The sequence below is a fragment of the Actibacterium sp. XHP0104 genome (assembly GCF_025751515.1).
In the GTDB taxonomy this organism is placed as follows: Bacteria; Pseudomonadota; Alphaproteobacteria; order Rhodobacterales; family Rhodobacteraceae; genus Actibacterium_D.
In genome coordinates this window covers 29,215-52,760 of sequence record NZ_JAOWLE010000005.1, presented here as the reverse complement: position 1 = coordinate 52,760, position 23,546 = coordinate 29,215, and the positions used below count along the sequence as shown (strand labels likewise).

27 protein-coding genes and 1 tRNA gene are annotated in these 23,546 nt (G+C 64.6%); 14 read left to right on the top strand and 14 right to left on the bottom strand.

Annotated elements, in window-relative coordinates; all coding sequences use genetic code 11:
* Nucleotides 1-11 precede the first annotated feature (11 nt).
* The 4 genes from OE856_RS09290 to OE856_RS09275 are packed head-to-tail and all read left to right on the top strand — an operon-like array spanning nt 12 to nt 4,238.
* Complete coding sequence (locus OE856_RS09290; RefSeq protein WP_263715809.1) at nt 12-761, top strand: 3-hydroxyacyl-CoA dehydrogenase; 750 nt, start codon at nt 12-14, stop codon at nt 759-761.
* Between the two features lie 12 nt (nt 762-773).
* On the top strand, nt 774-1,961 hold the full coding sequence (locus OE856_RS09285; RefSeq protein ID WP_263715808.1) for an acetyl-CoA C-acyltransferase: 1,188 nt from the start codon (nt 774-776) through the stop codon (nt 1,959-1,961).
* Nucleotides 1,962-1,971: 10 nt separating this feature from the next.
* Nucleotides 1,972-3,105 (top strand): acyl-CoA dehydrogenase family protein, encoded by a 1,134-nt coding sequence (locus OE856_RS09280; protein ID WP_263715807.1) that lies wholly within the window; start codon nt 1,972-1,974, stop codon nt 3,103-3,105.
* On the top strand, nt 3,102-4,238 hold the full coding sequence (locus OE856_RS09275) for a CaiB/BaiF CoA transferase family protein (RefSeq protein ID WP_263715806.1): 1,137 nt from the start codon (nt 3,102-3,104) through the stop codon (nt 4,236-4,238). The genes OE856_RS09280 and OE856_RS09275 overlap by 4 nt, the downstream gene beginning before the upstream one ends.
* A gap of 3 nt (nt 4,239-4,241) precedes the next feature.
* Here the strand turns inward: OE856_RS09275 and OE856_RS09270 are convergent, their stop codons facing one another.
* Nucleotides 4,242-5,357, bottom strand: a complete 1,116-nt coding sequence (locus OE856_RS09270; protein ID WP_263715805.1) for a THUMP domain-containing class I SAM-dependent RNA methyltransferase — start codon at nt 5,355-5,357, stop codon at nt 4,242-4,244.
* Nucleotides 5,358-5,486: 129 nt separating this feature from the next.
* Between OE856_RS09270 and OE856_RS09265 the strand changes: the two genes are divergently transcribed.
* Nucleotides 5,487-5,563 (top strand) — tRNA-Arg (locus OE856_RS09265).
* Nucleotides 5,564-5,594: 31 nt separating this feature from the next.
* Here the strand turns inward: OE856_RS09265 and OE856_RS09260 are convergent.
* The 8 genes from OE856_RS09260 to OE856_RS09225 all read right to left on the bottom strand — a co-directional run bounded on the left by OE856_RS09260 (nt 5,595) and on the right by OE856_RS09225 (nt 12,759).
* On the bottom strand, nt 5,595-6,200 hold the full coding sequence (locus OE856_RS09260; protein WP_263715804.1) for a TetR/AcrR family transcriptional regulator: 606 nt from the start codon (nt 6,198-6,200) through the stop codon (nt 5,595-5,597).
* Nucleotides 6,201-6,341: 141 nt separating this feature from the next.
* Complete coding sequence (locus OE856_RS09255; protein WP_263715803.1) at nt 6,342-7,421, bottom strand: Zn-dependent alcohol dehydrogenase; 1,080 nt, start codon at nt 7,419-7,421, stop codon at nt 6,342-6,344.
* Between the two features lie 70 nt (nt 7,422-7,491).
* The gene (locus OE856_RS09250; protein ID WP_263715802.1) at nt 7,492-8,208 is read right to left on the bottom strand and encodes an alpha/beta fold hydrolase; all 717 of its coding nucleotides are present in this window, start codon (nt 8,206-8,208) and stop codon (nt 7,492-7,494) included.
* A gap of 21 nt (nt 8,209-8,229) precedes the next feature.
* Nucleotides 8,230-9,021, bottom strand: a complete 792-nt coding sequence (pcaD, locus tag OE856_RS09245) for a 3-oxoadipate enol-lactonase (RefSeq protein ID WP_263716060.1) — start codon at nt 9,019-9,021, stop codon at nt 8,230-8,232.
* On the bottom strand, nt 9,018-10,187 hold the full coding sequence (gene pobA / locus OE856_RS09240) for a 4-hydroxybenzoate 3-monooxygenase (RefSeq protein ID WP_263715801.1): 1,170 nt from the start codon (nt 10,185-10,187) through the stop codon (nt 9,018-9,020). Before pobA ends, pcaD begins: the two co-directional genes overlap by 4 nt.
* A gap of 96 nt (nt 10,188-10,283) precedes the next feature.
* Nucleotides 10,284-11,249, bottom strand: coding sequence for a threonine/serine dehydratase (locus OE856_RS09235; protein WP_263716058.1), 966 nt, complete (start codon nt 11,247-11,249; stop codon nt 10,284-10,286).
* Nucleotides 11,250-11,251: 2 nt separating this feature from the next.
* Nucleotides 11,252-12,076: an alpha/beta fold hydrolase gene (locus tag OE856_RS09230; RefSeq protein WP_263715800.1), complete on the bottom strand. Its 825-nt coding sequence runs from the start codon at nt 12,074-12,076 to the stop codon at nt 11,252-11,254.
* Nucleotides 12,073-12,759: a haloacid dehalogenase type II gene (locus tag OE856_RS09225; RefSeq protein WP_263715799.1), complete on the bottom strand. Its 687-nt coding sequence runs from the start codon at nt 12,757-12,759 to the stop codon at nt 12,073-12,075. The genes OE856_RS09230 and OE856_RS09225 overlap by 4 nt, the downstream gene beginning before the upstream one ends.
* 153 nt (nt 12,760-12,912) lie before the next feature.
* On the opposite strand from OE856_RS09225, the gene OE856_RS09220 reads away from it, so the two are divergent.
* Together OE856_RS09220 and OE856_RS09215 are read left to right on the top strand one after the other, a co-directional pair.
* Nucleotides 12,913-13,341: an FKBP-type peptidyl-prolyl cis-trans isomerase gene (locus tag OE856_RS09220; protein ID WP_263715798.1), complete on the top strand. Its 429-nt coding sequence runs from the start codon at nt 12,913-12,915 to the stop codon at nt 13,339-13,341.
* A gap of 65 nt (nt 13,342-13,406) precedes the next feature.
* Entirely contained in the window at nt 13,407-14,036 is a 630-nt protein-coding gene (locus OE856_RS09215; RefSeq protein ID WP_263715797.1) for a hypothetical protein, read from the top strand.
* Here OE856_RS09215 and OE856_RS09210 read toward each other — a convergent pair.
* Genes OE856_RS09210 through fabA form a run of 3 tightly spaced genes read right to left on the bottom strand, consistent with a single transcriptional unit; the run spans nt 14,033 to nt 16,592 of the window.
* Nucleotides 14,033-14,821 (bottom strand): enoyl-ACP reductase, encoded by a 789-nt coding sequence (locus OE856_RS09210; RefSeq protein ID WP_263715796.1) that lies wholly within the window; start codon nt 14,819-14,821, stop codon nt 14,033-14,035. The two genes, OE856_RS09215 and OE856_RS09210, sit on opposite strands and share 4 nt — an antisense overlap.
* Before the next feature lie 6 nt (nt 14,822-14,827).
* Complete coding sequence (gene fabB, locus OE856_RS09205) at nt 14,828-16,057, bottom strand: beta-ketoacyl-ACP synthase I (protein WP_263715795.1); 1,230 nt, start codon at nt 16,055-16,057, stop codon at nt 14,828-14,830.
* Nucleotides 16,058-16,082: 25 nt separating this feature from the next.
* A complete protein-coding gene (gene fabA / locus OE856_RS09200) occupies nt 16,083-16,592 on the bottom strand; it encodes a bifunctional 3-hydroxydecanoyl-ACP dehydratase/trans-2-decenoyl-ACP isomerase (protein WP_263715794.1) in 510 nt (169 codons plus the stop codon).
* Nucleotides 16,593-16,770: 178 nt separating this feature from the next.
* Between fabA and irrA the strand changes: the two genes are divergently transcribed.
* Nucleotides 16,771-17,187, top strand: a complete 417-nt coding sequence (irrA, locus tag OE856_RS09195) for an iron response transcriptional regulator IrrA (protein ID WP_263716056.1) — start codon at nt 16,771-16,773, stop codon at nt 17,185-17,187.
* Here irrA and OE856_RS09190 read toward each other — a convergent pair.
* Both OE856_RS09190 and OE856_RS09185 read right to left on the bottom strand, forming a co-directional pair.
* The gene (locus OE856_RS09190; RefSeq protein ID WP_263715793.1) at nt 17,184-17,777 is read right to left on the bottom strand and encodes a DUF2238 domain-containing protein; all 594 of its coding nucleotides are present in this window, start codon (nt 17,775-17,777) and stop codon (nt 17,184-17,186) included. The genes irrA and OE856_RS09190 overlap by 4 nt on opposite strands.
* Before the next feature lie 11 nt (nt 17,778-17,788).
* Entirely contained in the window at nt 17,789-18,658 is an 870-nt protein-coding gene (locus tag OE856_RS09185; RefSeq protein ID WP_263715792.1) for a glycosyltransferase family 2 protein, read from the bottom strand.
* Nucleotides 18,659-18,774: 116 nt separating this feature from the next.
* Between OE856_RS09185 and miaB the strand changes: the two genes are divergently transcribed.
* From miaB to ybeY, 6 genes are all read left to right on the top strand, one after another.
* The gene (gene miaB, locus OE856_RS09180) at nt 18,775-20,106 is read left to right on the top strand and encodes a tRNA (N6-isopentenyl adenosine(37)-C2)-methylthiotransferase MiaB (protein ID WP_263715790.1); all 1,332 of its coding nucleotides are present in this window, start codon (nt 18,775-18,777) and stop codon (nt 20,104-20,106) included.
* Nucleotides 20,107-20,292: 186 nt separating this feature from the next.
* On the top strand, nt 20,293-20,853 hold the full coding sequence (locus OE856_RS09175) for an OmpA family protein (RefSeq protein ID WP_263715789.1): 561 nt from the start codon (nt 20,293-20,295) through the stop codon (nt 20,851-20,853).
* 10 nt (nt 20,854-20,863) lie between these two features.
* Nucleotides 20,864-21,166 (top strand): hypothetical protein, encoded by a 303-nt coding sequence (locus OE856_RS09170; RefSeq protein WP_263715788.1) that lies wholly within the window; start codon nt 20,864-20,866, stop codon nt 21,164-21,166.
* A 148-nt stretch (nt 21,167-21,314) separates the two neighbouring features.
* The gene (locus OE856_RS09165; protein ID WP_263715787.1) at nt 21,315-22,331 is read left to right on the top strand and encodes a PhoH family protein; all 1,017 of its coding nucleotides are present in this window, start codon (nt 21,315-21,317) and stop codon (nt 22,329-22,331) included.
* An 87-nt stretch (nt 22,332-22,418) separates the two neighbouring features.
* Nucleotides 22,419-22,925 (top strand): VPLPA-CTERM sorting domain-containing protein, encoded by a 507-nt coding sequence (locus OE856_RS09160; protein ID WP_263715786.1) that lies wholly within the window; start codon nt 22,419-22,421, stop codon nt 22,923-22,925.
* A 103-nt stretch (nt 22,926-23,028) separates the two neighbouring features.
* Complete coding sequence (ybeY, locus tag OE856_RS09155; RefSeq protein WP_263715785.1) at nt 23,029-23,538, top strand: rRNA maturation RNase YbeY; 510 nt, start codon at nt 23,029-23,031, stop codon at nt 23,536-23,538.
* Nucleotides 23,539-23,546: the final 8 nt, after the last annotated feature.

Here is a 23,546-nt window from a genome sequence, read left to right as displayed (position 1 = left end):
GGAGATGCGTCATGGAAATCAAGGGTCGTGCATTCGTGGTAACGGGCGGGGCTTCGGGCCTTGGGTCGGCCGTGACCGAGATGCTGCTCGAACAGGGCGCGAATGTCGTCATCGCCGACATCAACCCGCCCTCAGAGGTGCCCGCCGGCGCCGTGTTCCAGAAAACCGATGTAACCTCGGGCGACGACGCGCAGGCCGCGATTGATGCCGCTGTGTCGAATTTCGGCGCGCTGTGGGGCCTGATCAACTGTGCCGGCGTCGCGCCGGGCGAAAAGATCATCGGTCGCAAGGGCGTGCACGGTCTGGAAAGCTTTGCCCGTGCCATCAACATCAACCTGGTCGGCACGTTCAACATGCTGCGCCTGGCCGCAGACGCCATGAGCAAGAACGCCCCCAACAGCGAGGGCGAGCGCGGCGTGGTGGTCAACACCGCCTCGGTCGCAGCCTTTGACGGCCAGATCGGCCAGGCCGCCTATGCCGCATCGAAAGGCGGCGTCGCTGCCCTGACCCTGCCCGCCGCGCGCGAGCTGGCCTCGACCGGTATCCGTGTCGTCACCATCGCGCCGGGCATCTTCGGCACCCCCATGATGTCGGGCATGCCGCAAGAGGTGCAGGACGCGCTGGGCGCCAGCGTGCCCTTCCCGCCGCGTCTTGGCCGCCCGTCCGAATACGCCAGCACCGTCCGCCATATCTGTGAAAACGTCATGCTCAACGGCGAGGTCATCCGTCTGGATGGCGCGCTGCGCATGGCCCCGAAATAAGGAGATCCAAGTATGACCGCTCAAGATCCCATCGTCATCGTCGGCGCCGCACGCACCCCCATGGGCGGGTTCGACGGCGATTTCAAATCGGTTGATGCCGCCGTTCTGGGCGCGGCCTCGATCAAGGCCGCCGCCGAGCGCGCCGGCCTGTCTGCCGACAAGGTAGAAGAAGTCATTTTCGGCTGCGTCCTCCCCGCAGGGCAGGGTCAGGCCCCCGCGCGCCAGGCGGCGCTTGGTGCGGGTCTGCCCCTGTCAGCGGGGGCAACGACCATCAACAAGATGTGCGGTTCGGGCATGAAAGCAGCGATGCTGGCCCATGACCTGCTGCGCGCCGGCACCGCCGACGTGATGGTCGCTGGCGGCATGGAAAGCATGACCCGCGCGCCCTACCTGCTGGACAATGCCCGTGGCGGCTATCGCCTGGGCCATGGCCGCGTGATGGATCACATGTTCCTCGACGGTCTGGAAGACGCCTATGACAAGGGCCGCCTGATGGGCACCTTTGCCGAGGATTGCGCCCAGTCCTATCAGTTCTCGCGTGACGAACAGGACGCCTATGCCATCGCCTCGCTGGATCGCGCCAACAAAGCCATCGCCGACGGGTCGTTCAAATCGGAAATCATCCCCGTTGAGCTGACCGGCCGCAATGCCCGCACCGTCGATACCGACGAACAGCCCGGCAAGGCCCGGATCGACAAGATCCCGTCGCTGAAACCCGCCTTCCGCGAGGGCGGCACGGTGACGGCCGCGAACTCCAGCTCGATCTCGGATGGCGCCGCGGCGCTGGTGATGATGCGCCAGTCGCAGGCCGAGGCACAGGGCCTGACCCCGATCGCCCGCGTGCTGGGTCACACCACCCATGCCTACAAACCCAACCTGTTCCCGACCGCCCCCATCGGCGCAATGCGCGCGCTCGAGGAAAAGGCAGGCATCCCGCTGGCCGATTACGACCTGTTCGAAATCAACGAAGCCTTTGCCGTGGTCGCCATGGCCGCGATGCGCGACCTCGACCTGCCGCATGACAAGGTCAACGTCCATGGCGGTGCCTGCGCGCTGGGCCACCCGATCGGCGCCTCGGGCGCACGCATCATGGTGACCATGCTGGCCGCCCTGCAAAAATACGGGATGAAGCGCGGCATGGCGTCGCTCTGCATCGGCGGCGGCGAGGCCACGGCCATCGCGCTTGAACTGATCAACTGAGGGGCGCGTCATGATCCTTACCGAACTTCAGGAAATGGTGCGCGATACCGCGCGCCAGTTCGCCCAGGACCGTCTGGCCCCGACCGCGCATGACCGCGATCGCAACCACACCTTCCCGCATGACGAAATACGCGAGATGGGCGAACTGGGTTTTCTCGGCATGCTGCTGCCTGAGGAATACGGCGGTTCGGATACGGGTGCGGTGGCCTATGCGCTGGCCCTGCAAGAGATCGCCGCCGGCGAAGGCGGCACCTCGACCATCATGAGCGTGCATAACTCGGTCGGTTACATGCCGATCTACAGCTATGGCAACGAGGAACAGAAACAGCGCTTTCTGCCCGACATGGCCAGCGGCGCCAAGATCGGCGGCTTTGCCCTGACCGAACCGCAGGCCGGGTCGGATGCCTCGATGCTGAAAACCACCGCGCGGCTGGATGGCGACCACTACGTTCTGAACGGCGCCAAGCAGTTCATCACCTCGGGCCAGAACGGCCATGTGCTGATCGTCATGGCCGTCACCAACAAGGACGCCGGCAAAAAGGGCATCAGCGCCTTTATCGTGCCCACCGATACCCCCGGCTACGAGGTCGTGCGGGTCGAGGATAAGCTGGGCCAGCATTGCTCGGACACCTGCCAGCTGTCCTTTACCGACATGCGCATCCCGGTCGAAAACCTGCTGGGTGCCGAGGGCGAGGGCTATAAGATCGCCCTGGCCGGTCTGGAAGGCGGCCGTATCGGCATCGCCGCGCAATCGGTGGGCATGGCCCGCGCCGCCTTTGAGACCGCGCGCGACTATGCTGGCGAGCGTGTGGCCTTCGGCAAACCGATCGTCGAACATCAGGCCGTGGGCTTCCGCCTGGCCGACATGGCGACCCAGATCGAGGCCGCGAACCAGATGGTGCTGCATGCCGCAGCCCTGCGCGAGGCCGGTCGCCCCTGCCTGCGCGAAGCGTCGATGGCCAAGCTGTTCGCCTCCGAGATGGCCGAAAAGGTCTGCTCGGCGGCGATCCAGATCCATGGCGGCTATGGCTATCTCAGCGACTATCCGGTCGAGCGCATCTATCGCGACGTGCGCGTCAGCCAGATCTACGAGGGCACCAGCGACGTGCAGCGCATCGTCATCTCGAGGAGCCTGCACGCATGACCGGCCCGCTGACGGGGGTGCGCGTCATCGACATGTCGCGCCTCGCGCCGGGGCCTTACTGCACCATGTTGCTGGCCGATCTCGGCGCCGAGGTGATCGTGGTCGGCGGCGGGCGCAGCTCGGGCGCAATCCCCGAGTTTTCGCGCGGCAAGCGGTTCGTGTCGCTCAACCTCAAGGCCCCCGCCGGTCAGGCGGCGCTGCGCAAGCTGGTCGAAACGGCGGATGTCTTTGTCGAGGGCTTTCGCCCCGGCGTGGCCGCGCGCCTGGGCGCGGGCTATGACGATCTCAGCGCGCTGAACCCGCGTTTGGTCTATTGCTCGGTGACGGGTTACGGCCAGGACGGCCCCCGTGCCGCCGAGGCCGGGCATGACATCAACTATCTGGCCGTCAGCGGCGCGCTTGGCGCGTTGGGCGCCAAGGGCCAGCCGCCGCAGGCCCCGCTGAACCTGGTCGCCGATTTCGCCGGCGGGTCGATGGTGGCCACGATCGGCATTCTGGCCGCGCTGGTCGGCGTGCGGACAACCGGCAAGGGCTGTCATGTCGATGCCGCCATGATCGATGGCAGCCTGTCGTTGATGGCGATGCATCTGCCCATGTGGCAGACCGAGCATTTCCCCGAACGCGGCAGTGGTCTTCTGGCGGGCGACGCGCCGTTCTATCGCACCTATCCCTGCAAGGATGGCCGTTTTGTCGCCGTCGGCGCGCTGGAAAAGCCGTTCTTTGAACGCATGTGGGCCATGCTGGACTTGGGCCCCGCGCCCGATCACATGGTGCGCGCCAACTGGCCGATGATTGAACAGCGCCTGTCGCAGGCCTTTATGGCACACAGCCGCGATGGCTGGGCCACGTTCTTTCTGGGGTCGGATGCCTGCGTGACCCCGGTCTATGACCCCGACGAATGCCTGCGCGACCCGCAAATGGCCAGCCGCCACGCGGGCCTGCCCGCAGGTGCTGTGCCGGTCGTGCCGCGCATGGGCGTGCCGAACCCGACCGCGATCGAACAGCCCGGCGATGAAACCCAGGCCGTTCTGACCGAGCTGGGCATGGACGAGACCGCCCGCGCCGAGGCCGCCGATCCGGCGGCGGGCAAGGCCGGCAAAAGCGGTATGGATTGGCCGCCGGCGCTGAGCTAGCGCCTAGGGCAGGGGTGCGGTCTGGAACAGCCGCACCTTCAGCCCGCCATGCGCCACATAGGGGCCGGCGGGCAGGAACGGCAGGCCGGTCGCATGGGCCAGCGGGGCCTCGGTGGTGATGATGCCGACGCGCCAGCCCGAGAACCGTTCGGCCAAGGTCTGTCCCAGCGCGCCATAAAGCGGATACAGGGCCTTTTTATTGCCGATCCGCGCGCCATAGGGCGGGTTGACGATCACCAGGCCGGGCGCGCCCTCGGGCCGCACCAGATCGCTGACCGCGCGTTTCTCAAAGCTGCAGATATCGCCCACGCCCGCCCGATCGGCATTGGCGCGGCAGTTGGCCATGGCGCCGCCGTCGCGGTCGGACCCGTGGAACTGCAACGTGGTCTCGCGCGGGTCACCCCCGGCGCGCATCGCCGCCCAGGCATCCGGATCAAATGTCGCCAGATGTTCAAAGGCAAAGCTGCGTGACCGCCCCGGCCACAGGCCCCGGGCGATCTCCGCCGCCTCGATCACGAACGTGCCAGAGCCGCACATCGGGTCCAGCACCGGCTCGGTCCCGGTATAACCGCAGGCACGCAGGAACAGCGCCGCCATGGTCTCGCGCATGGGCGCTTTGCCGATGGCCTCTTTATGGCCGCGCTTGTGCAGGGATTCGCCCGATGTATCGACGCTGAACGTGCACAGGTTGTCGTCGATCCGCACCTTCAGGCAAACCGCCGCCTCGGGCGAGATCGGCGCGCCCAGCTCTTCGGTGATGGCGCGCTCGATCCGCTCGGTCGCGGCGCCGGCGTGATAGATTTTCGATTTCTTGCTGGTCACCTCGACCCGCACCGGTACATCGGCGCGCAGCACCGCGCCCCAGTTGAACTTGCGCGCGCGCTTGTCGAGCTGGGCCAGATGAAAGGCGCGAAACTCGCCGATCCGGGCCAGCACCCGGCCCGCGCCGCGCAGGTGCAGATTGGCGCGCCAGACATCCGGCCAGCCACCCGTCATCGTCACCCCGCCCGGCACCTCTGTCACCGGGCCAAAGCCCGCCTCGCGCGCCTCTTGCGCCAGCGGGGCCTCTAGCCCAGGCGGTGCGGCAAGAAAGATTTCGAACGATTGCGTGCTGGCCATGGCCTTACCTTTCGCGGGTGTCGGCCCTGCCATAACGCAAATTTACCCAGGCAACAGCCGAATTCTGTCACCTGAACCATGTGTTGGGCGCTTGCCGGGAAAGGGGTGTCCTGCTACGAGGTCAGGCGTGGCCCCTTAGCTCAGCTGGATAGAGCATCCGCCTTCTAAGCGGACGGCCGAGGGTTCGAATCCTTCAGGGGCCGCCACAGACGGGGCCGGAAAACGGCCCCGATATCCTTACAGCTTTTCTTCTTTGTCGCTCAGCGTGGCGACAACGCGCGACACCATGCGATCAAGGTCGCGGGTCTGCAGGGCGGCCAGGCGCGGCTCCAGCCCCAGCGCGATCATGCCATGCACCGAGGCAAAGATGGCGCGCGCATTGCGGTCAAGGTTGCGCGAGGTCTCGAACCGGCTGAGCCGTTCCAGTTGCGTCGACAACAGCTCGACCAGCGGGGTGATCGCATCGTGAAAGCCCGGCGCGTCATCGGTTTCGGACAGGCCGATCGAAAACAGGGTGCGCCAGCGGTTGGTTTCGGTCTGGGCATAGGCCAGATAGGCCTGCGACAGCGTGATCAGCAGGTCGGCCGGGGCTTCGTCTTCCAGCCCGTCGATCGAGCCCTGCATATGGGCAACAATCTGGTCGACGGTGCGGCGGTTGACGGCAACGGCCAGCTCGCCCAGATCATCGACGACGGTATAGATCGCGCCCAGGGCACAGCCCGCCTCTTTGGCCAGATCGCGTGCGCGCAGTGCCACGATGCCGCCTTGGGCGATCTCCGCCTCGGCAATATCCAGCAGTTTGGCTTTCAGGGCCTCGCGTTTGGCCATGGTCGCAGGGGTCATGGAATCCTCCTTTTCCCGAACCTGGTTCACCTTTTAGCGAAAGCGGGGATTCTATGAAAGCAAAAAATGCTGCACCGCAGCATTTTGAGCCGAGATTGCGATTTCAGCGCCAGAACCGTGCGAAAGTTTCACGAAACGGGATCAGAAAACAATTACGTTCCGTCTGGCCGAGCCGGTCTTGGTGTCTGCTATGGCCTCGTTGATCTGGTCCAGCGGCCAGCGGGCGGAAATCAGCTCGTCCAGTTTCAGCCGCCCCTGCCGATAGAGATCAACCATCCACGGGATATCGCGGGCCAGAATCGTGTCGCCCATATAGCTGCCGATCAGCCCCTGCCCGGTGCGCGCCAGGATCACCGGCTCGTATTGTGCCGCTGCGCCCGAATGCGGCATGCCGACCATCACCATCCGCCCGCCCGGCGCCAGGTATCGCGGTGCGCTGTCATAGGCCGGAATGGCCCCAACGGTGACCAGAACCGCATCCGCGCCGCGGCCAGCGATGCGACGGGCAATCGACCAGGGCTTGGGCTCGGACGCCAGAATGGTGTCGGTCGCGCCGAATTCGCGCGCGGCGTCCAGCTTTTCGGGCAGCATGTCCACGGCGATGATCCGGGCCGCGCCCGCGATGCGTGCGCCCTGAATGGCATTCAGACCAACGCCGCCCGCGCCAATCACCACGACCGTCTGACCGGGGCGCACCTGCGCCGTATTGGCCACCGCGCCGATGCCGGTGATCACCCCGCAGGCCAGCAGGCAGGCGGCATCCGACGGCATGTCGTCGGGCAGCGCGGCCAACTGGCTGTGATGCACCACCACGCGTTCGGCAAAGGCGCCGGTCACCAGCCCCTGATCCACGACGCCACCCTGCGCGGTCGAGAGCGGCGAGGGCATCGGGGCCGGCGCCGTGCAGCTGGAGGGGTGGCCGGTCGCACAGGTCGGGCAGGCCCCGCAAGAGCGCAGCATCGTCACCAGCACATGGTCGCCCATGGCATGGGCCGCAACACCGGGGCCGATTGCGGTGATGCGCCCGGCGGCCTCGTGCCCATAGACAGCGGGCAGAGGGCCGGCCCAAGCGCCCTCGGCATAGGAAATGTCGGAATGGCAGACCGCCACCGCGTCCAGCGTCACCTCGACCTCGCCGGGGCCGGGCGCGCGCAGCTCGACCTCTTCGATCCGCAGCGGGGCGTTGAATTCGTGGCAAACGGCGGCGCGGATCTTGACCATGGGCTTCTCCTTTGCCGGCAGAATGGCGAGGCGAGGGCAGGCGGGCAAGCGCGGGGGCGCTGCCGTTACGTCACTCTGCGCCGATCATGTCCAGCAGCATCGCCGCCAGATCATCCGCCGCCGTCAACTGCGGGAAATGGCCCGCATCCAGATGCCGGAGATCGACGCCCGCCGTGCCCGTCGCCATGGCCTGTTGCAGCGGAGGCAGGATGGTCTGATCGCCGTCGCACAGCACATAGCCTTTGGGGATCGCGCCGAAACGCCCGGCGCTGAGGCTGGCCGGATCGGTCTGGGCGGCGTTGGGCTGCACGCCCAACTGCGACAGCCCCCGCGCGCGCTGATCGGGGGTTGCGTCCTGGAACAGATAACCGGCGGCCGTGTCGGGGTCGAGCACGGTCGTGCCTGCCACCGGCCCCTTACGCACCGCGTTGCCGATGGTCAGCGCCTGGCGCTTGATCAGCGACAACAGGCTGTCGCCGTCCTGCGGCAGAAAGGCCGCGACATAGATCAGCCGGGTCACGCGGTCGGGGATCAGCTCTGCCGCGGCTGAGATCGCCATGCCACCCATCGAATGCCCCACCAGAACGGCCGGCCCGTCGCCCACCGCGTCAGAAATCGCGCGGGCATAATCGGCCAGCCCCACCGTGTCGGGCGCGGTGGTGTCTCCCTTGTGGCCCGGCAGGGTCAGCGCCGTGACCTCATGCCCGGCGGCACGCAGCAACGGCGCCACGTCGGACCACGTATCGGCACAGCCCCACGCGCCATGAATAAGGATGATCTTTGCCATGAGTATGTCCCTTGCTGATGGTCAGATATGTCCGATATCGCGCAGGAAACCGGTCAGTGCCTCGGCATAGTCGCCGGGTTTGTCCACGCAGGGCAAGTGCCCTGCACCCCGGATCAGATGAAATTTCGACCCGCGCACCAGATCGACGGTTTCACGCACCAGATCGGGCGGGGTCGTTCCATCATGGCTGCCGGCAATGCCCAGCGTCGGCAGGCCCAGCCCCGATGTGGGCGTGTAGAAATCGGTTCCCGCGATGGCCGCGCAGCAGCTGGCATAGCCCTCGACCAACTGGCCGGTCATCACCGCGCGCCAATGGGCGGCCTGCGGGCTGTCGCGAAACGGGCGGGGGAACCATCGGGCCAGCGTGGCATCGGCCAGGGCCTCGATCCCCTGTTCGCGCGCGACGCGCGCCCGGTCGTGCCACATCGCGGCGGTGCCGATCTTGGCAGCGGTATTCGACAGAACCATGGCGCGCACCTGATCCAGCCGTTTGACCGCCAGCCCCTGCGCCACCATCCCGCCCATCGACAGGCCGACAAAGACGCAATCGCGCAGGCCCAGATGATCGAGCAACTGCTCGGCATCACGCACCAGCGCCCCCATCGAGTAGGGACCGTCGGGGCAAGATGACTGCCCGTGCCCGCGCGCGTCATAGCGCACGACCCGCAGCCCGACGGGCAACAGCGGCACGATATTGTCCCACAAGGTCAGATCTGTGCCCAGGGCATGGGCAAAGACAACGGGCGCCCCGTCGGGGACGCCCTCATCGCGGTAATGAATTCGGACATCTTTCAGCCCGGCAAAGCGCGTCAGAATGGCAGCCCCACATAGTTTTCAGCCAACACCTTTTGCGCGGCCTCGTTTTCGCGCAGGAACTCCAGATCGGCGCGCTGCATCTTGAGATCGAACTCGATCTGCTGAGGGAAACGGTGCAGCAGGTTGGTCATCCACCAGCTGAACCTCTCGGCTTTCCAGATGCGGGCCAGGGCTTTCTCGGAATAGCGGTCCAGCCCTTCGGACTCCTTGTCGTGATAGAACGCGACCATCGCGTGATACAGATAGTAGATATCCGAGGCGGCCGTGTTCAACCCCTTGGCGCCGGTGGGCGGCACGATATGCGCGGCGTCGCCGCATAGGAACAAGCGGCCCCAGCGCATCGGCTCGGTGACGAAACTGCGCAGCGGCGCGATAGATTTCTCGATCGACGGGCCGGTGATCAGGCTTTCGGCATGGCGGTCGGGCAGGCGGCGTCTGAGTTCATCCCAGAACTTGCCATCGCTCCAGTCATCGGGGCTGTCGGACAACGGGCACTGGATGTAATAGCGGCTAAGGTTGGCATTGCGCATCGAGCACAGTGCAAAGCCCCGGTCCGAGTTGGAATAGACCAGCTCTTCATGCACCGGGGGCGTTTCGGACAGAACCCCCAGCCAGCCGAACGGGTACAGCTTTTCATAGTCGCGCCGCACAGACGAGGGGATGGTCTGGCGGCTGACGCCGTGAAACCCGTCGCAGCCCGCCACATAGTCGCAATCAATGCGCTGCGACTGACCACCGACAGTGTAGGTCACATAGGGCGTGTCGGTGTCGGCATCGTGGATCGCCACATCCTCGGTGTTGAAGATCAGCTTGGCCCCGTCGGCCTCGCGGGCGTCATACAGGTCGCGCGTCAGCTCTGTCTGGCCATAGATGACCACGGGAGTGCCGGTATGGGCGGTAAAGTCGATGCGGAATTCTTCGTTTCCATAGGCGATGACCGTGCCGTCGTGGATATAGCTCTTGGCATCCATGCGCTTGCCCACGCCAGCCTCGCGCATCAGCTCGACAAAGCCTTTCTCAAGCACCCCGGCGCGAATGCGGCTCAGCACATAGTCGCGCGTCTTGCGTTCCAGAATGATCGTGTCGATGCCCTTGTTGTGCAGCAGTTGCGACAGCAACAGCCCCGACGGGCCCCCGCCGATGATGCAGACCTGAGTTCTCATGGGCTCTCCTCCCCTCTTGGTATTGGTCCTTTTTGTCGCATATAGTTGTCAATGTCAATTATATTTGCGCACCAGCCGACCAACCCGATCCGCCGCTTAGGGCAGGGTGGTCAGGGCGCGGGCCATCATGTCGGGGTCGGTATTGCCGCCGCTGGCCACCACGATCACCGTATCGCCCGTGATGGCGTCCGGCTGAAACAGCGCCGCCGCAAGGGCAACGGCGCCGCCCGGTTCAACCACGATCTTGAGCCGCAGCATCGCCAGCGCCATGGCCTGCAGGGCCTGCGCGTCCGTCACGCTTAGACCGGGGTCGCACAGGCGCTGCATGATCGGAAAGGTGAGATCGCCCGGCTGTGGCGTGAGGATCGCGTCGCAGATCGACCCGGTCAGCGCCGCGTTACGCAGCACCTGCCCCGCCACCAACGAGTGGCCCGTATCATCGAAACCGACCGGTTCCACAGGCCGCACCCGCAGCCCCGGCGCGTGGGCCTCTAGCGCCAGCGCGATGCCCGAGGTCAGACCGCCCCCGCCGCAGGGCACCAGCACATCGGCCGTTGCCACACCCAGCCGGGCCGCGTCTTCGGCGATCTCCAGCCCGACGCTGGCCTGCCCGGCGATCACGCGCGGGTCGTCATAGGGTTTGATCAGCACCAGCCCGCGATCGCGCGCCATGGTCTGGCCGATCTCTTCGCGGTTTTCACGGGTGCGATCATAGGTCACCACCTCGGCCCCCAGGGCACGGGTATTGGCCAGTTTCAGCGCCGGCGCATCGGCGGGCATGACGATCACCGCCGGCACGCCCAGCATCCGCGCTGCCAGCGCCACGCCCTGGGCATGGTTGCCAGACGAATAGGCGATCACGCCCCGCGTGCGGTCCTGTTCGGGCAATCCACTGAGCGCGGCCCAGGCCCCGCGAAACTTGAACGACCCGGTGCGTTGCAGGCACTCGGGCTTGATCAGCACCCGCCGCCCGGCCAGCGCATCCAGATCGGACGAGTTCAACAGCGGCGTGCGAATGGCGCGCCCTTCCAGCCGCGCGGCAGCGGCGTGGATATCGTCGATGCTTACCCCAAGGCCGCGATGAAGGCGCGCAGGGCCGCCAGGGACTCGGGCTCGTCCAGGAACGGAATATGGGCACGGCCCGGCACGCTGGCGGTGATCAGGTCGGGAATGCGGCGCTTCATCTCGGCCACGGTTTCCGCCGACAGCAGGTCGGAATTGGCGCCCCGGATCACCGCAACGGGCTTGCCCTTGAGCATGTCGAAATAGGGCCACAGATCGGGCGCCTCAGTCTCGTAGTCGCGCAAAAAGGCGGCGCGCAGCTCGGGGTCATAGTTGATCTTCATGCCGGTGTCGGTCGGGATGTAGTGCTTGCGCGCCTCTTCCAGCCAGCGCCCCTCGGGCATGTTGTCAAAACCCGGCAGGTTGCGCTCCAGCCCGGCGGCGACGTCTTCGTAGCTGCGGCCCGCCGGGTTGCGCCCGACATAGTCAAAGATCCGCTCTAGCCCGTCGCGATCCAGCGCGGGGCCGATGTCGTTCATGCACAGCCCGGTGATACGGTCGCCCGCCAGCGCGGCCAGCCCCATCCCGATCAGCCCGCCGCGCGAGGTGCCCAGAATGGCGGCTTTCTCCAGCCCCAGATGATCCAGCAGTTGCAGTGCATCCGCGCCCTCGCGCATGACCGTATAGCTGTCGGCCCCGGTCCATTCCGACTGGCCCCGGCCCCGGTAATCCATGCAGATCATCCGCACATCGCCCAGATGCGGGGCGACATAGTCGAAATCGGCGCTGTTGCGGGTCAGGCCCGACAGGCAGAGCAGCGGCAGCCCGCTGCCAGTGTCACGATAGGCGATCTTGGCGCCGTCATCGGCGTTGAAATACTGCATCAAAGACTCCGTGCCAGTTCGGGTATTGTGGTCAGGTCTGACAGAACATGTGCGGGCGCCCAAGGCAAGCGGTCCATGGGCAATCCGGCGCGGTTTACCCATGCGGTCTGAAACCCATAACCGGTGGCCGCGCCCGCGTCCCAGCCATTGGACGATACGAACAGAACCTCGCCCTTGGCACAGCCGAACCGCGCCCCGACCAGGTCATAGACCCGCGCGTCGGGTTTGAAGACACCGACGCTTTCCACAGACAGAACGTCATCCAGCACATCACCGATCCCCGCCGATTGCACCGCGCCAGCCAGCATCTCGGGCGAGCCGTTCGACAAGATCGCCGTGTTCATGCCCGCCTGCTTCAGCGCGGCCAGCATCAAGGGCACCTCGGGATAGGCCGACAGCTCCCAGTAAAGCGCCAGCAGACGCGCGCGCAGGGCGGGGTCATCAAGGCCCGCGGCCTCTAGCGCCCAATCCAGCCCGCGCTGGGTGACCTGCCAGAAATCCATGTGGTCGCCAGTCACCGCCAAGAGCCAGGAATATTCCAGCTGCTTGCGCCGCCAGTCCTCGGCCAGCCTGGGCCAGATCGCGGCCAGGGCGTCATTGCCCGGCTCTGCTGCCGCCTGACGCGCGGCGGCGGCCACGTCGAACAAGGTGCCATAGGCATCGAATACGCAGGTGGTAATGGTCATGAGATCCCCCTTGCAGCAGAGAGTGGCACAGCCAGGCGGGTACGAAAAGGGCGGGGTTTACATCAGGGCAGGGCGCGTTAGGTTAGGCGGACGCTCAGAGCACCCGCCCGCTGCGGCCTCTGCAAACCCATCCCGAACAGCAGGAAAAACACGATGACGCAGGTCAAACCGGGCGACAAGGTCCGTATTCATTACACCGGCACTCTGGCCGATGGCTCTACCTTTGACAGCTCGGCCGGGCGCGAGCCGCTGGAATTCACCGTCGGTTCGGGTCAGATCATTCCCGGCCTCGACAAGGAACTGGCCGGCATGGCCGTGGGCGACAAAAAGACCGTCGATATCCCCTGTGCCGAAGCCTATGGCGAGCGCCACCCCGACGCCCAGCAAGACATTCCGCGCGGCCAGATCCCGGCCGAGATCCCGCTTGAGGTCGGCCTGCAACTGCAAATGCAGACGCCCACCGGTCAGGTGATGCCCGTGACCGTCGCAGCGGTCTCCGAAGAAACCGTGACGCTGGATGCCAACCATCCGCTGGCCGGCAAAGACCTGACCTTTGATTTCGAACTGGTCGAAATCGTCTGATCTGGCTCATGGCTCCGGGCCTGATCCGCGCTACATTGGATGTAGACGCGAAAAGGACCGGAGCCATGGAAAGCACTGTCGAAAAGCTGCGCGCGCATGTTCAGGAACTGAAAGACGCGCTTGAGGCCGAGATCGAAGAGCGGCAGCAGGAATTCCGCTATCAGATCCACCATCACAAGGTCGAATTCGAGGCCGAGGCCCGCGCTGCCCAGCGAGCCGCGCGCGAGGGGCTGGCCAGCTTTCTGGCACATACCCGGCCGCTGGTGGTGCTGACCGCACCCGCGATCTATGCGCTGATCCTGCCCTTTGCGCTGCTCGATCTGTTCGTGACGCTCTACCAGGCGATCTGTTTCCCGGTTTACGGCATCGCGCGTGTGAAACGGCGCGATTACATCGCCGTCGACCGCCACCACCTGGCCTATCTGAACGCGCTGCAGAAACTGAACTGTGTCTATTGCGGCTATTGCAACGGCCTGCTGGCCTATGTCCGCGAAATCGCCGCGCGCACCGAGCAATACTGGTGCCCGATCAAGCACGCCCGGCGGCTGGCGGAAACCCATGACCGCTATGGCAGTTTCACCGATTACGGGGATGCCCAGTCCTATCGCGCCGAGCTGATGCGCCTGCGGGCCGAACTGGCCAAGGAACGGGCGGGCAGGGGGGATGACCGGCCCGAAGGCCGGCCAGAGACTTAGATGTTTTCGGCCTGCGGCATGCCCAGGACATGCACGCCGCCATCGACATTGATGATCTCGCCGGTGGTGCAGGCGCCGTGGGCCGAGGCCAGGTAGACGGCGGTGCCGCCCACGGCCTCGAGCGTGGCATTGGCACGCAGCGGGGCGTTGGTTTCGCAGAACCGATAGGTCTTACGCGCGCCGCCGATGGCCGCGCCGGCCAGGGTCTTCATCGGGCCGGGCGAGATCGCGTTGACGCGGATGCCCTCGGGGCCCAGATCGTTGGCCAGATACCGCACGGTAGATTCCAGCGCTGCCTTGGCCACGCCCATGACGTTGTAATAGGGCGTCACGCGGTTCGAGCCCTGATAGGTCAGCGTCATGATCGACCCGCCATCGGTCATCATCGGCACGGCACGCCGCGCCACGTCGATCAGCGAATAGCAGGAAATCACCAGCGAGGTTTTGAAATTCTCGCGCGAGGTGTTGATGAAGCGGCCGGTCAGCTCGTTCTTGTCGGAAAACGCGATGGCGTGAACCAGGAAATCCAGCTTGCCCCAGCGTTCCTTGAGCACCGCAAACGCGGCATCCAGGGACTCGTCATTGGTGACATCGACATCGACCAGAATATCCGAGCCCAGGCTTTCGGCGAGCGGCTGCACGCGTTTGCCAAAGGCCTCGCCCTGGTAGGAAAAGGCCAGTTCGGCCCCTTCGGCATGCAGCGCCTTGGCGATGCCCCATGCGATCGAGCGGTCATTGGCAACGCCCATGATCAGCCCGCGTTTTCCCTTCATCAGATCAGCCATGATGCCTTATCCCTGATACTTGCTCATCACCAGCGTGGCGTTGGTGCCGCCAAAGCCAAAGCTGTTCGACAGCACGCTGTCCAGCTCGACATTCTCGCGCAGCTCGGTCACGATCTCGCCTTCGTTGATCTCGGGGTCCAGCTCTTTCACGTTGGCCGAGGCCGCGATGAAATTGCCCTGCATCATGATCAGCGAATAGATCGCCTCGTGCACGCCGGTGGCGCCCAGGCTGTGGCCGGTCAGCGACTTGGTCGAGGCGATCGGCGGGGTGTTGCCTTCGCCAAAGACGCGGCGCACGGCCTTTACCTCGGTCACGTCGCCGGCGGGCGTCGAAGTGCCGTGGGCGTTGATATAGTCGATCTTGCGGCCCTCGGGCAGGGTGCTGACGGCCAGGCGCATCGAGCGCTCGCCGCCTTCGCCCGACGGGGCGACCATGTCATAGCCGTCGGACGTGGCGCCATAACCGGTCACTTCGGCATAGATCTTGGCGCCGCGGGCCTTGGCGTGCTCGAGCTCTTCCAGAACCAGAACGCCGCCGCCGCCACCGATTACGAACCCGTCGCGCGTGGCGTCGAACGGGCGCGAGGCGGTTTCCGGCGCGTCGTTATATTTGCTCGACATCGCACCCATCGCGTCGAACAGGCACGACAGGGTCCAGTCGACCTCTTCGCCGCCGCCGGCGAACACGATGTCCTGCTTGCCCATCTGGATCTGCTCGACGCCGTTGCCGATGCAATGCGCCGAGGTCGAACAGGCCGAGGTGATCGAATAGTTGATGCCCTTGATCTTGAAGGGCGTCGCCAGACAGGCCGAGTTGGTCGACGACATGCAGCGCGTCACCATGAACGGGCCCATGCGTTTCGGGCTGCCCTTGGTGATGACCGTGTCGAAGGCGGTAAAGAAGTTCGAGGTCGACGGACCGCCCGAGCCCATGATCAGGCCGGTGCGCTCGTTCGACACATCGCTTTCCTCAAGCCCGGAATCGGCAACCGCCTGTTCCATGGCGATGTAGTTATACGCCGCACCCGGCCCCATAAAGCGCAGCTGGCGCTTGTCGATCGAGGCGGTCAGGTCGATCTGCGGAATGCCCGCGACCTGGCTGCGAAACCCGTGCTGGGCGTAGTTTTCTTCGAACCGGATGCCCGAACGGCCTGCGCGCAGGCTGGCTTCGACTTCGGCGGCATTGTTGCCGATGGGCGAAACGATCCCGATCCCGGTGATGACGACACGGCGCATTGGCGCACTCCTTACTTGATTGGGGTCAGCTCTCGGAGAGCGCGACTTTCATATCCTTGACCTGATAGATGACTTCGCCATCGGCCTCGACGATGCCGTCGGCCACGCCCATGGTCAGGCGGCGCGTCTGCACGGCCTTGGTGAAATCAACCTTGTAGGTCAGCATCTTGCGGTCGGGGCGCACCATGCCCGTCAGTTTGACCTCGCCCACGCCCAGCGCATAGCCGCGGCCCAGCCAGCCGCGCCAGCCCAGGTTGAACCCGGTCAGCTGCCACAGGCCATCCAGGCCCAGGCAGCCCGGCATGATCGGGTTGCCGGGAAAGTGGCAGTCAAAGAACCAAAGGTCGGGCGTGATGTCGAACTCGGCCACGACATGGCCCTTGCCATGCAGGCCGCCATCGCCCGAGATCTCGGTGATGCGGTCCATCATCAACATGGGCGGCGCCGGCAACTGGGCATTGCCCGGCCCGAACAGCTCGCCTCGTGCGCATTTCAAAAGGTCGTCTTTGTCGAAACTGGTCGGAAAATCGGCCATTCAGCCCTGCCCCTTGTTCTATGGTCCCCTGTGGTTAGCTTCACCGTGTAACACCGCGCTTTGTGGCCATGCAATAGGCCGTGCACCAACTGTGCCAGCGGAATGCAACAGGAAATCAATTGAAACTGGCCCGCCGGGCGTCGTATACAATGCGATGAACCTTTGGGGACGGACAATGATGGCGCCCATTTCGATCGAACGCGGCAGCGAGTGGCTGGCCAGGGCCGGCCTGCGCCCGACACGGCAACGCGTGTCGCTGGCGGCGTTGCTGGTGGGCGACGGGCAAGATCGCCACGTGACCGCCGAAAGCCTCTTTGCCCTGGCCGAACAGGCGGGCGAGCGCGTGTCGCTGGCCACCGTCTATAATACGCTGCGGGTGTTTTGCGACGCGGGCTTGATGCAGGAAATCATGGTTGATGGCTCGAAAAGCTATTTCGACACCAATACCTGCGACCATCCGCATTTCTACTGGGAGGACGACGGCCGCCTCAGCGACGCCCCCGCCGACCGTTTGCGGATCACCGGCCTGCCCGACGCGCCGGAAGGGGCCGAAGTGTCGCGCGTTGACGTGGTCATCCGCCTGCGCCGCGCCTAACGCCTGCCGCGCAGCGACAATATCACCACCGCGATGATCGCGCCCGTGGCATTGAACACCAGATCCAGCGCCGTGTTGTAATAGCCGCCCACATTGGTGTCGGCGATGCCCAGCACGGCGATGAATTCGATGATCTCGTTCACCGCACCCAGACCCATTGCCCCAAAGGCGGGGTAAACCGCCGCCGTCCAGGTGCCGCGCGTGTCGGGGTAGTGCCGGGTCAGCAGATGCCACAGCAACCAGGCAGTGGTGCCAAACCCATAGGCATGCACGATCTGGTCGTACTTCAGGATCGACAACTCGCCATTCACGCTGAACGGGATGACCATCGCGGAATAGAGCACGCTGTCGCCAACCTTGACCCCGCCGCCGGCCATATGTGCCAAGCCCCAGAGTGTCAGCGCCCACAGCAGCGCCACCGGGAACTCGGCTTTGCGCAGGTTGATGCCCACCAGCAGGATCAGCCCGACCATCGTGGCGATGTACCAGATGAACTCGTAATTCCCGATCGACAGGAACCATGCGCCAAACGCCCCCACATAGGCCAGGGTGAACCAGCACACCGCCCATTCCGATTTCTTGATGCGCATGCTTTGTCCTTTCAGAACCACTGCCCCGGCTCCATCAGGCCGAGGTCAAGCAACTGTTGCGAGGTCCAGTCGAAGGCAACCGAGTTGTGCCATTCGAACCGGCGGATATCAAAGGTCGACCCGGCGTTTACCTTCAGCGCCTTGGCGGTGCGGAACGAACAGACCGCCGCCGTCAGGTTATGGTGCCAGGGGCAGGAATAGGTGTTGTATTCCTCGGTGTTGAACGTGTGATCGGGCCGCAGCACCAGCCCCGGTACGGCGCGGAACAGGGCGATGCGGTCGATCTTGCGGCGTTCCTTGGGGATGTGTTCCTCGAACCGCCAGCGCAGCCCGCCATAGAAATCCAGCTGCCGTTCCTTGGGGTGATCGTGATTGTCGGGGTCGGGCCGCGCCAGCGCGTAATACCCGGTGCGATCCAGCAATGCGTTTTCCAGCGACACCGCATTGGGAAAGGCGCGCAGATCGCCGGCATAAAGGTCGATCACGTAGCTCAGCATCGCGTCGCGCCGCTCTTCGCCGTGAAAGGTCAGCATTTCGCCCACGCTGCGGGTCTCGCAGAAGGGAAAGAACAGGTATTCGGCGTTATAGCAGTAATACAGCCACACCCCCGGCGCAGCGGCGATGATCCGGTTCAGCGCGTCGATGAACACGCCCTCGCGGTAAATATCGGTGATCACCAGATGCACCCGGTCGCGGATATCGGCCGGCAGCTCCAGCTCGGGCGGGCCCAGAACCACCAGCGCCTTGAACCCCAGCCCCAGGTGATGGCGGATGGTGGTGTCGACCTCGACCAGATCCTCGACCAGGATCACCCCAACCGGCCCCTTGGCCAGCACGGCTTTGCCGTTGGTCAGGAAATCATCCAACACCGTATAGGTCATTTGCCGCCTCATCTGCCTTGTTGCGGCAAAACTCTTGTATATCGGTTACCATTGCAAGCGTTGCGGGCAAGGCGCCGATTGTGTAGAGGCGGGACGCGGACAAAAGGGGCGCGATCATGGCCGAGCCGAAGAAACTGTTTATCAAGACCTATGGCTGTCAAATGAACGTCTACGACAGCGAGCGCATGGCAGAGGCCATGGGCGGGTCGGGCTATGTCACCACTGACAGCCCCGAAGATGCCGACATGATCCTGCTCAATACCTGCCATATCCGCGAAAAGGCCGCCGAAAAGGTCTATTCGGAACTGGGGCGGTTCAAGGGCCTGAAGGCCGAAAAGCCCGACCTGAAAATCGGGGTCGCGGGCTGTGTCGCCCAGGCCGAGGGCGAGGAAATCATGCGCCGCCAGCCGCTGGTCGATCTGGTGGTGGGGCCGCAAAGCTATCACCGCCTGCCCCAGATGGAGGCAAAGACCCGCGCCGGGGAAAAGGCGCTGGACACCGATTTCCCCGAAGAGGACAAGTTTGAAAAGCTCAAGTCGCGCGGTCCGGCGGCCAAGCGCGGCCCGACCGCGTTTCTGACCGTACAGGAAGGCTGCGACAAGTTCTGCGCCTTCTGCGTGGTGCCCTATACCCGCGGCGCCGAGGTCTCGCGCCCCGCTGACCGCGTGCTGGCCGAGGCGCGCGAGCTGGTGTCGCGCGGGGTGCGTGAAATCACCCTGCTGGGTCAGAACGTCAACGCCTACCATGGCGAGGGCGCCGATGGCCGCGACTGGGGGCTGGCCCGGCTGATCCGTGAACTGGCCGAGGTCGATGGGCTGGACCGTATCCGCTATACCACCAGCCACCCCAACGACATGGAAGACGACCTGATCAAGGCCCATGGCGATTGTCCGAAATTGATGCCCTATCTGCATCTGCCGGTGCAGTCGGGCAGCGACCGCATCCTGAAACGGATGAACCGCAGCCATACCGCCGACAGCTATCTGCGCCTGATCGACCGCATCCGCGAGGCCCGCCCCGATATCCTGTTGTCGGGCGATTTCATCGTCGGCTTCCCCGAGGAAACGGATGACGATTTCGAGGCCACGCTGCGCCTGGTGGAACAGGTGCGCTATGGCCAGTGCTACAGCTTCAAATACTCGACCCGCCCCGGCACACCGGCGGCCGAGCGCGCCCAACTGCCCGAAAGCGTCAAGGACGAGCGCTTGCAACGGCTGCAAGCCCTGCTGAACCAGCAACAGGCCGAGATCCAGGCCGAAATGGTGGGCCGCGAAGTGGGTGTGCTGTTCGAAAAGAAAGGCCGTCTGCCCGGGCAGCTGGTCGGCAAGTCCGATCACCTGCATGCCGTGCATGTCATCGCCCCCGAGGCCCTCTTGGGCCAGATCGGGCGCGTGCGCATCACTGGCTCGGCCAGCCACTCGCTGGCGGGTGAACTCATCGCCGGGTGAGTCGCGACGATTGTTGCGTCACGACGAACAATTCCGCGCCATCCCCCGCATTGCGCCAGTTTGGTGATCAGCGCGCCCCAAAGAATGGGGTTCAGCTGGGCGGATCACGCAGAGTCTTTTAAATATCTACCTTCGGAACGGGTCTGCCCTTGGGCAGTGGGGGCTCGAGGACGAAGGTAAACGGTTATGAATACGCGTAACAGGTTTCTGACGCTGATCTCGGCTATTCTGGCACTGAGCATGCTGTTCACTGCCGGCGCTGCTGCCGCGGAACAGCAGGTGATCAAGGGCGAACACTATCGCCCCGGTGTCTGGGTCGATCCCGATGGCTGCGAGCATTGGGTCTTGGATGATGGCTGGGAGGGCTACATGACCCCCCACGTCAGCCGTGACGGCATTCCGGTCTGCCGCCGTGGCCCCGCCTGCGGCACTTTCCCGTCCGATCAACTGTTCACCACCGACAGCCATAATCTGAACGCCGACAGCGTGGCGCGACTGCGCCAGTTCTTCCGCACCTCGCCCAGCCGCGCGGTGATCATCGTGGGGCACACGGATTCCCGCGCTTCGGATGCCTATAACCTGGCCCTGTCGCAGCGCCGCGCCGATGCCGTGGCCCAGGTGGCCCGCGCCGCCGGCCTGCGTGTCGTCGATGTGCGCGGCTATGGCGAACGGCTGCCGGTCGCCTCGAACCGCACCAACGCCGGCATGGCCAAGAACCGCCGTGTCGAAATCATCTGCCTGCGCTGAGGAGAGAGCCATGACCATCATCAAAGGGTTCACCGTCCTCGCAATCGCCGCCAGCCTGTCGGGCTGTATGTACGCACCCAAATACGACAAGTCGATCGACCGCGGTATCGACAGCAAGGATCTCAGCAAGCTGCGCGCCGGGATCTGGGTCGACCCCACCGGCTGTGATCAGTGGATCATCGACGACGGAATCGAGGGCTACATGTCCGCCCGCCTCGACAAATACGGCAAGCCCGTGTGCTCGGGCATCGCCCCGCCCGAGGTGGCCGTGGGCCCCTACAAGGCCGGCTCGCCCATCGAAGACCCGATCTAAAACCGTCTGAAAACGCCAAAAATTCAAGGCCGCCCTGGTTTATGGGCGGCCTTGTCACATGTTTTTTTCAAACATGCGCGACCAGTGCTTGCGTTAAAGGCCTTTGCTTGCCACCATATCTATACTGGCTTTAGAGAACGGAGTCGTTTTGGGCATCAGCGCAATCACACCCCCGCCCAACGCCGAAGACGTCCACGAGACGCTTCTGGAGTTTCCCGATAATCGCCTGCTGATCGATCTGTGCGGTGAGTTCGACCGCAATCTCGCGCAAATAGAGCACACGCTGAACGTCCATATCATCCGCCGCGGCAACCTGCTGGCGGTGGTCGGGGACGGCGAGGCGCGCGGCCAGGCGGCGATGATCCTGCAACAGCTTTACGGACGGCTGGAAACCGGCAAGTCGGTCGAGGCCGGCGATATCGAGGGGCTGATCCGCATGGGCAACTCGGCCGAGGGCACCGGCACCCGCCAGGGCGACCAGATGGAGCTGTTCCAGGGCGGCCGCACCGAGATCAAGACCCGCAAGAAACTGGTCGAGCCGCGCACCGACGCACAAAAGGCTTACGTGAAGGCGCTGTTCGAGAATGAACTGGCCTTTGGCATCGGCCCCGCCGGCACCGGCAAGACCTATCTGGCCGTGGCCGTAGGCGTGAACATGTTCATCGGCGGCCATGTCGACCGCATCATCCTGTCGCGCCCCGCCGTCGAAGCGGGCGAGAAACTGGGCTATCTGCCCGGCGACATGAAAGACAAGGTCGACCCCTACATGCAGCCGCTCTACGATGCGCTGAACGATTTCCTGCCCGGCAAGCAGGTTGCCAAGCTGATCGAGGAAAAGCGGATCGAGATCGCGCCGCTGGCCTTCATGCGGGGCCGCACGCTGGCCAATGCCTTTGTGGTGCTGGACGAGGCACAGAACGCCACCACCATGCAGATGAAGATGTTCCTGACCCGCCTGGGCGAGGGCTCGCGCATGGTGATCACCGGCGACCGCAGCCAGGTCGACCTGCCGCGCGGCGTGCAGTCGGGCCTGCAGGATGCCGAGCGCCTGCTGAAAGGCATCGACAAGATCAGTTTCAACTATTTCACATCCAAGGACGTCGTCCGCCACCCGCTGGTTGCCAAGATCATCGAGGCCTATGACGCCGACGATCCGGCGAAATAGTAAAGATTCGACTGAGATGCGCTTTTGCGCTAGCCTCTTGGGGTGGTGATCCACAATTATGGTAAATGTCATTCACAGGGGGCTATTGTGAAGCACTGGAAAAATATCCTGGCGGCTGGCGCGGTTGTATCCGTTGCCGGGCTTGCCCAAACCGCCGATGCGGCGACCTATAACTATGTTGGCAGCTGGAAACTGGGCGATGGCCCGAACTTTACTGTTGCGGATGCCCTGACCGGGCAAGAGGCCGCTGCGCTGCTGTTTGGCGGCACCGCTGCCGATTACGTCATCTCGACCGTCAGCGATCTGGTCGCCGATATCGACTTTATGACCTGGGTTGATACCTATGCTCAACCGTGGCCCTACACGGCGACCAAGGTTGCGCAGGACTATGTCAACGACGGTGGTGATGGCAAATACAACGTGTTCGGTGAAACCACCGCCTATGTCAGCGACCACTTTGGCGATCCCGGCGAAGCGGTTGGCCCGACCAACTATGCCTTCCGCGTCGCCGTGGTGCCGCTGCCGGCTGGCGGTCTGCTGCTGCTGACCGGTATTGGCGGTCTGGCCGCGCTGCGTCGCCGCAAGAAAGCCTGATCGCACCCCGATCAATAATTGCGCGGCCCGTCCCGACTGGGGCGGGCCGTTTGCATGTGCGAATTCTGTTTTCCTTGGCCCGCCGCTGCGCTATGGCCCGCGCATGAGCGTTGACCTGATCATCGAAGACGACCGCTGGGCCGAGGCCGGGCTGCAGGTGCTGGCCGACCGGGCCTGCGCCGCCGCGCTGGCGCATCTGGGCCTGCCGGATGACGCCGAGATCAGCCTCTTGGGCTGTGACGACGCCCGCATCGCCACCCTCAACGCCGAGTTCCGCGACAAGCCCGTGCCGACCAACGTGCTGTCCTGGCCATCCGACGATCTGGCCGCCGAAGAGGACGGCGCGCGCCCCTATGCGCCCGAACCCGACTTGCCCGACATGCCGCTGGAACTGGGCGATATCGCCATCGCCTATGACACCTGCGCCCGCGAGGCCACCGAGCAGGGCAAGGCGTTTGCCGATCATGTGACGCATCTGTTGGTGCACGGCACGCTGCACCTGTTGGGTTTTGACCACATCCGCCCGCAAGATGCCGCCCTGATGGAACGCATCGAGGTGGAAATACTTGCATCCATGGGGCTGGCTGACCCATATGAAGAGGACGGGTTCTAAGGCCCGGT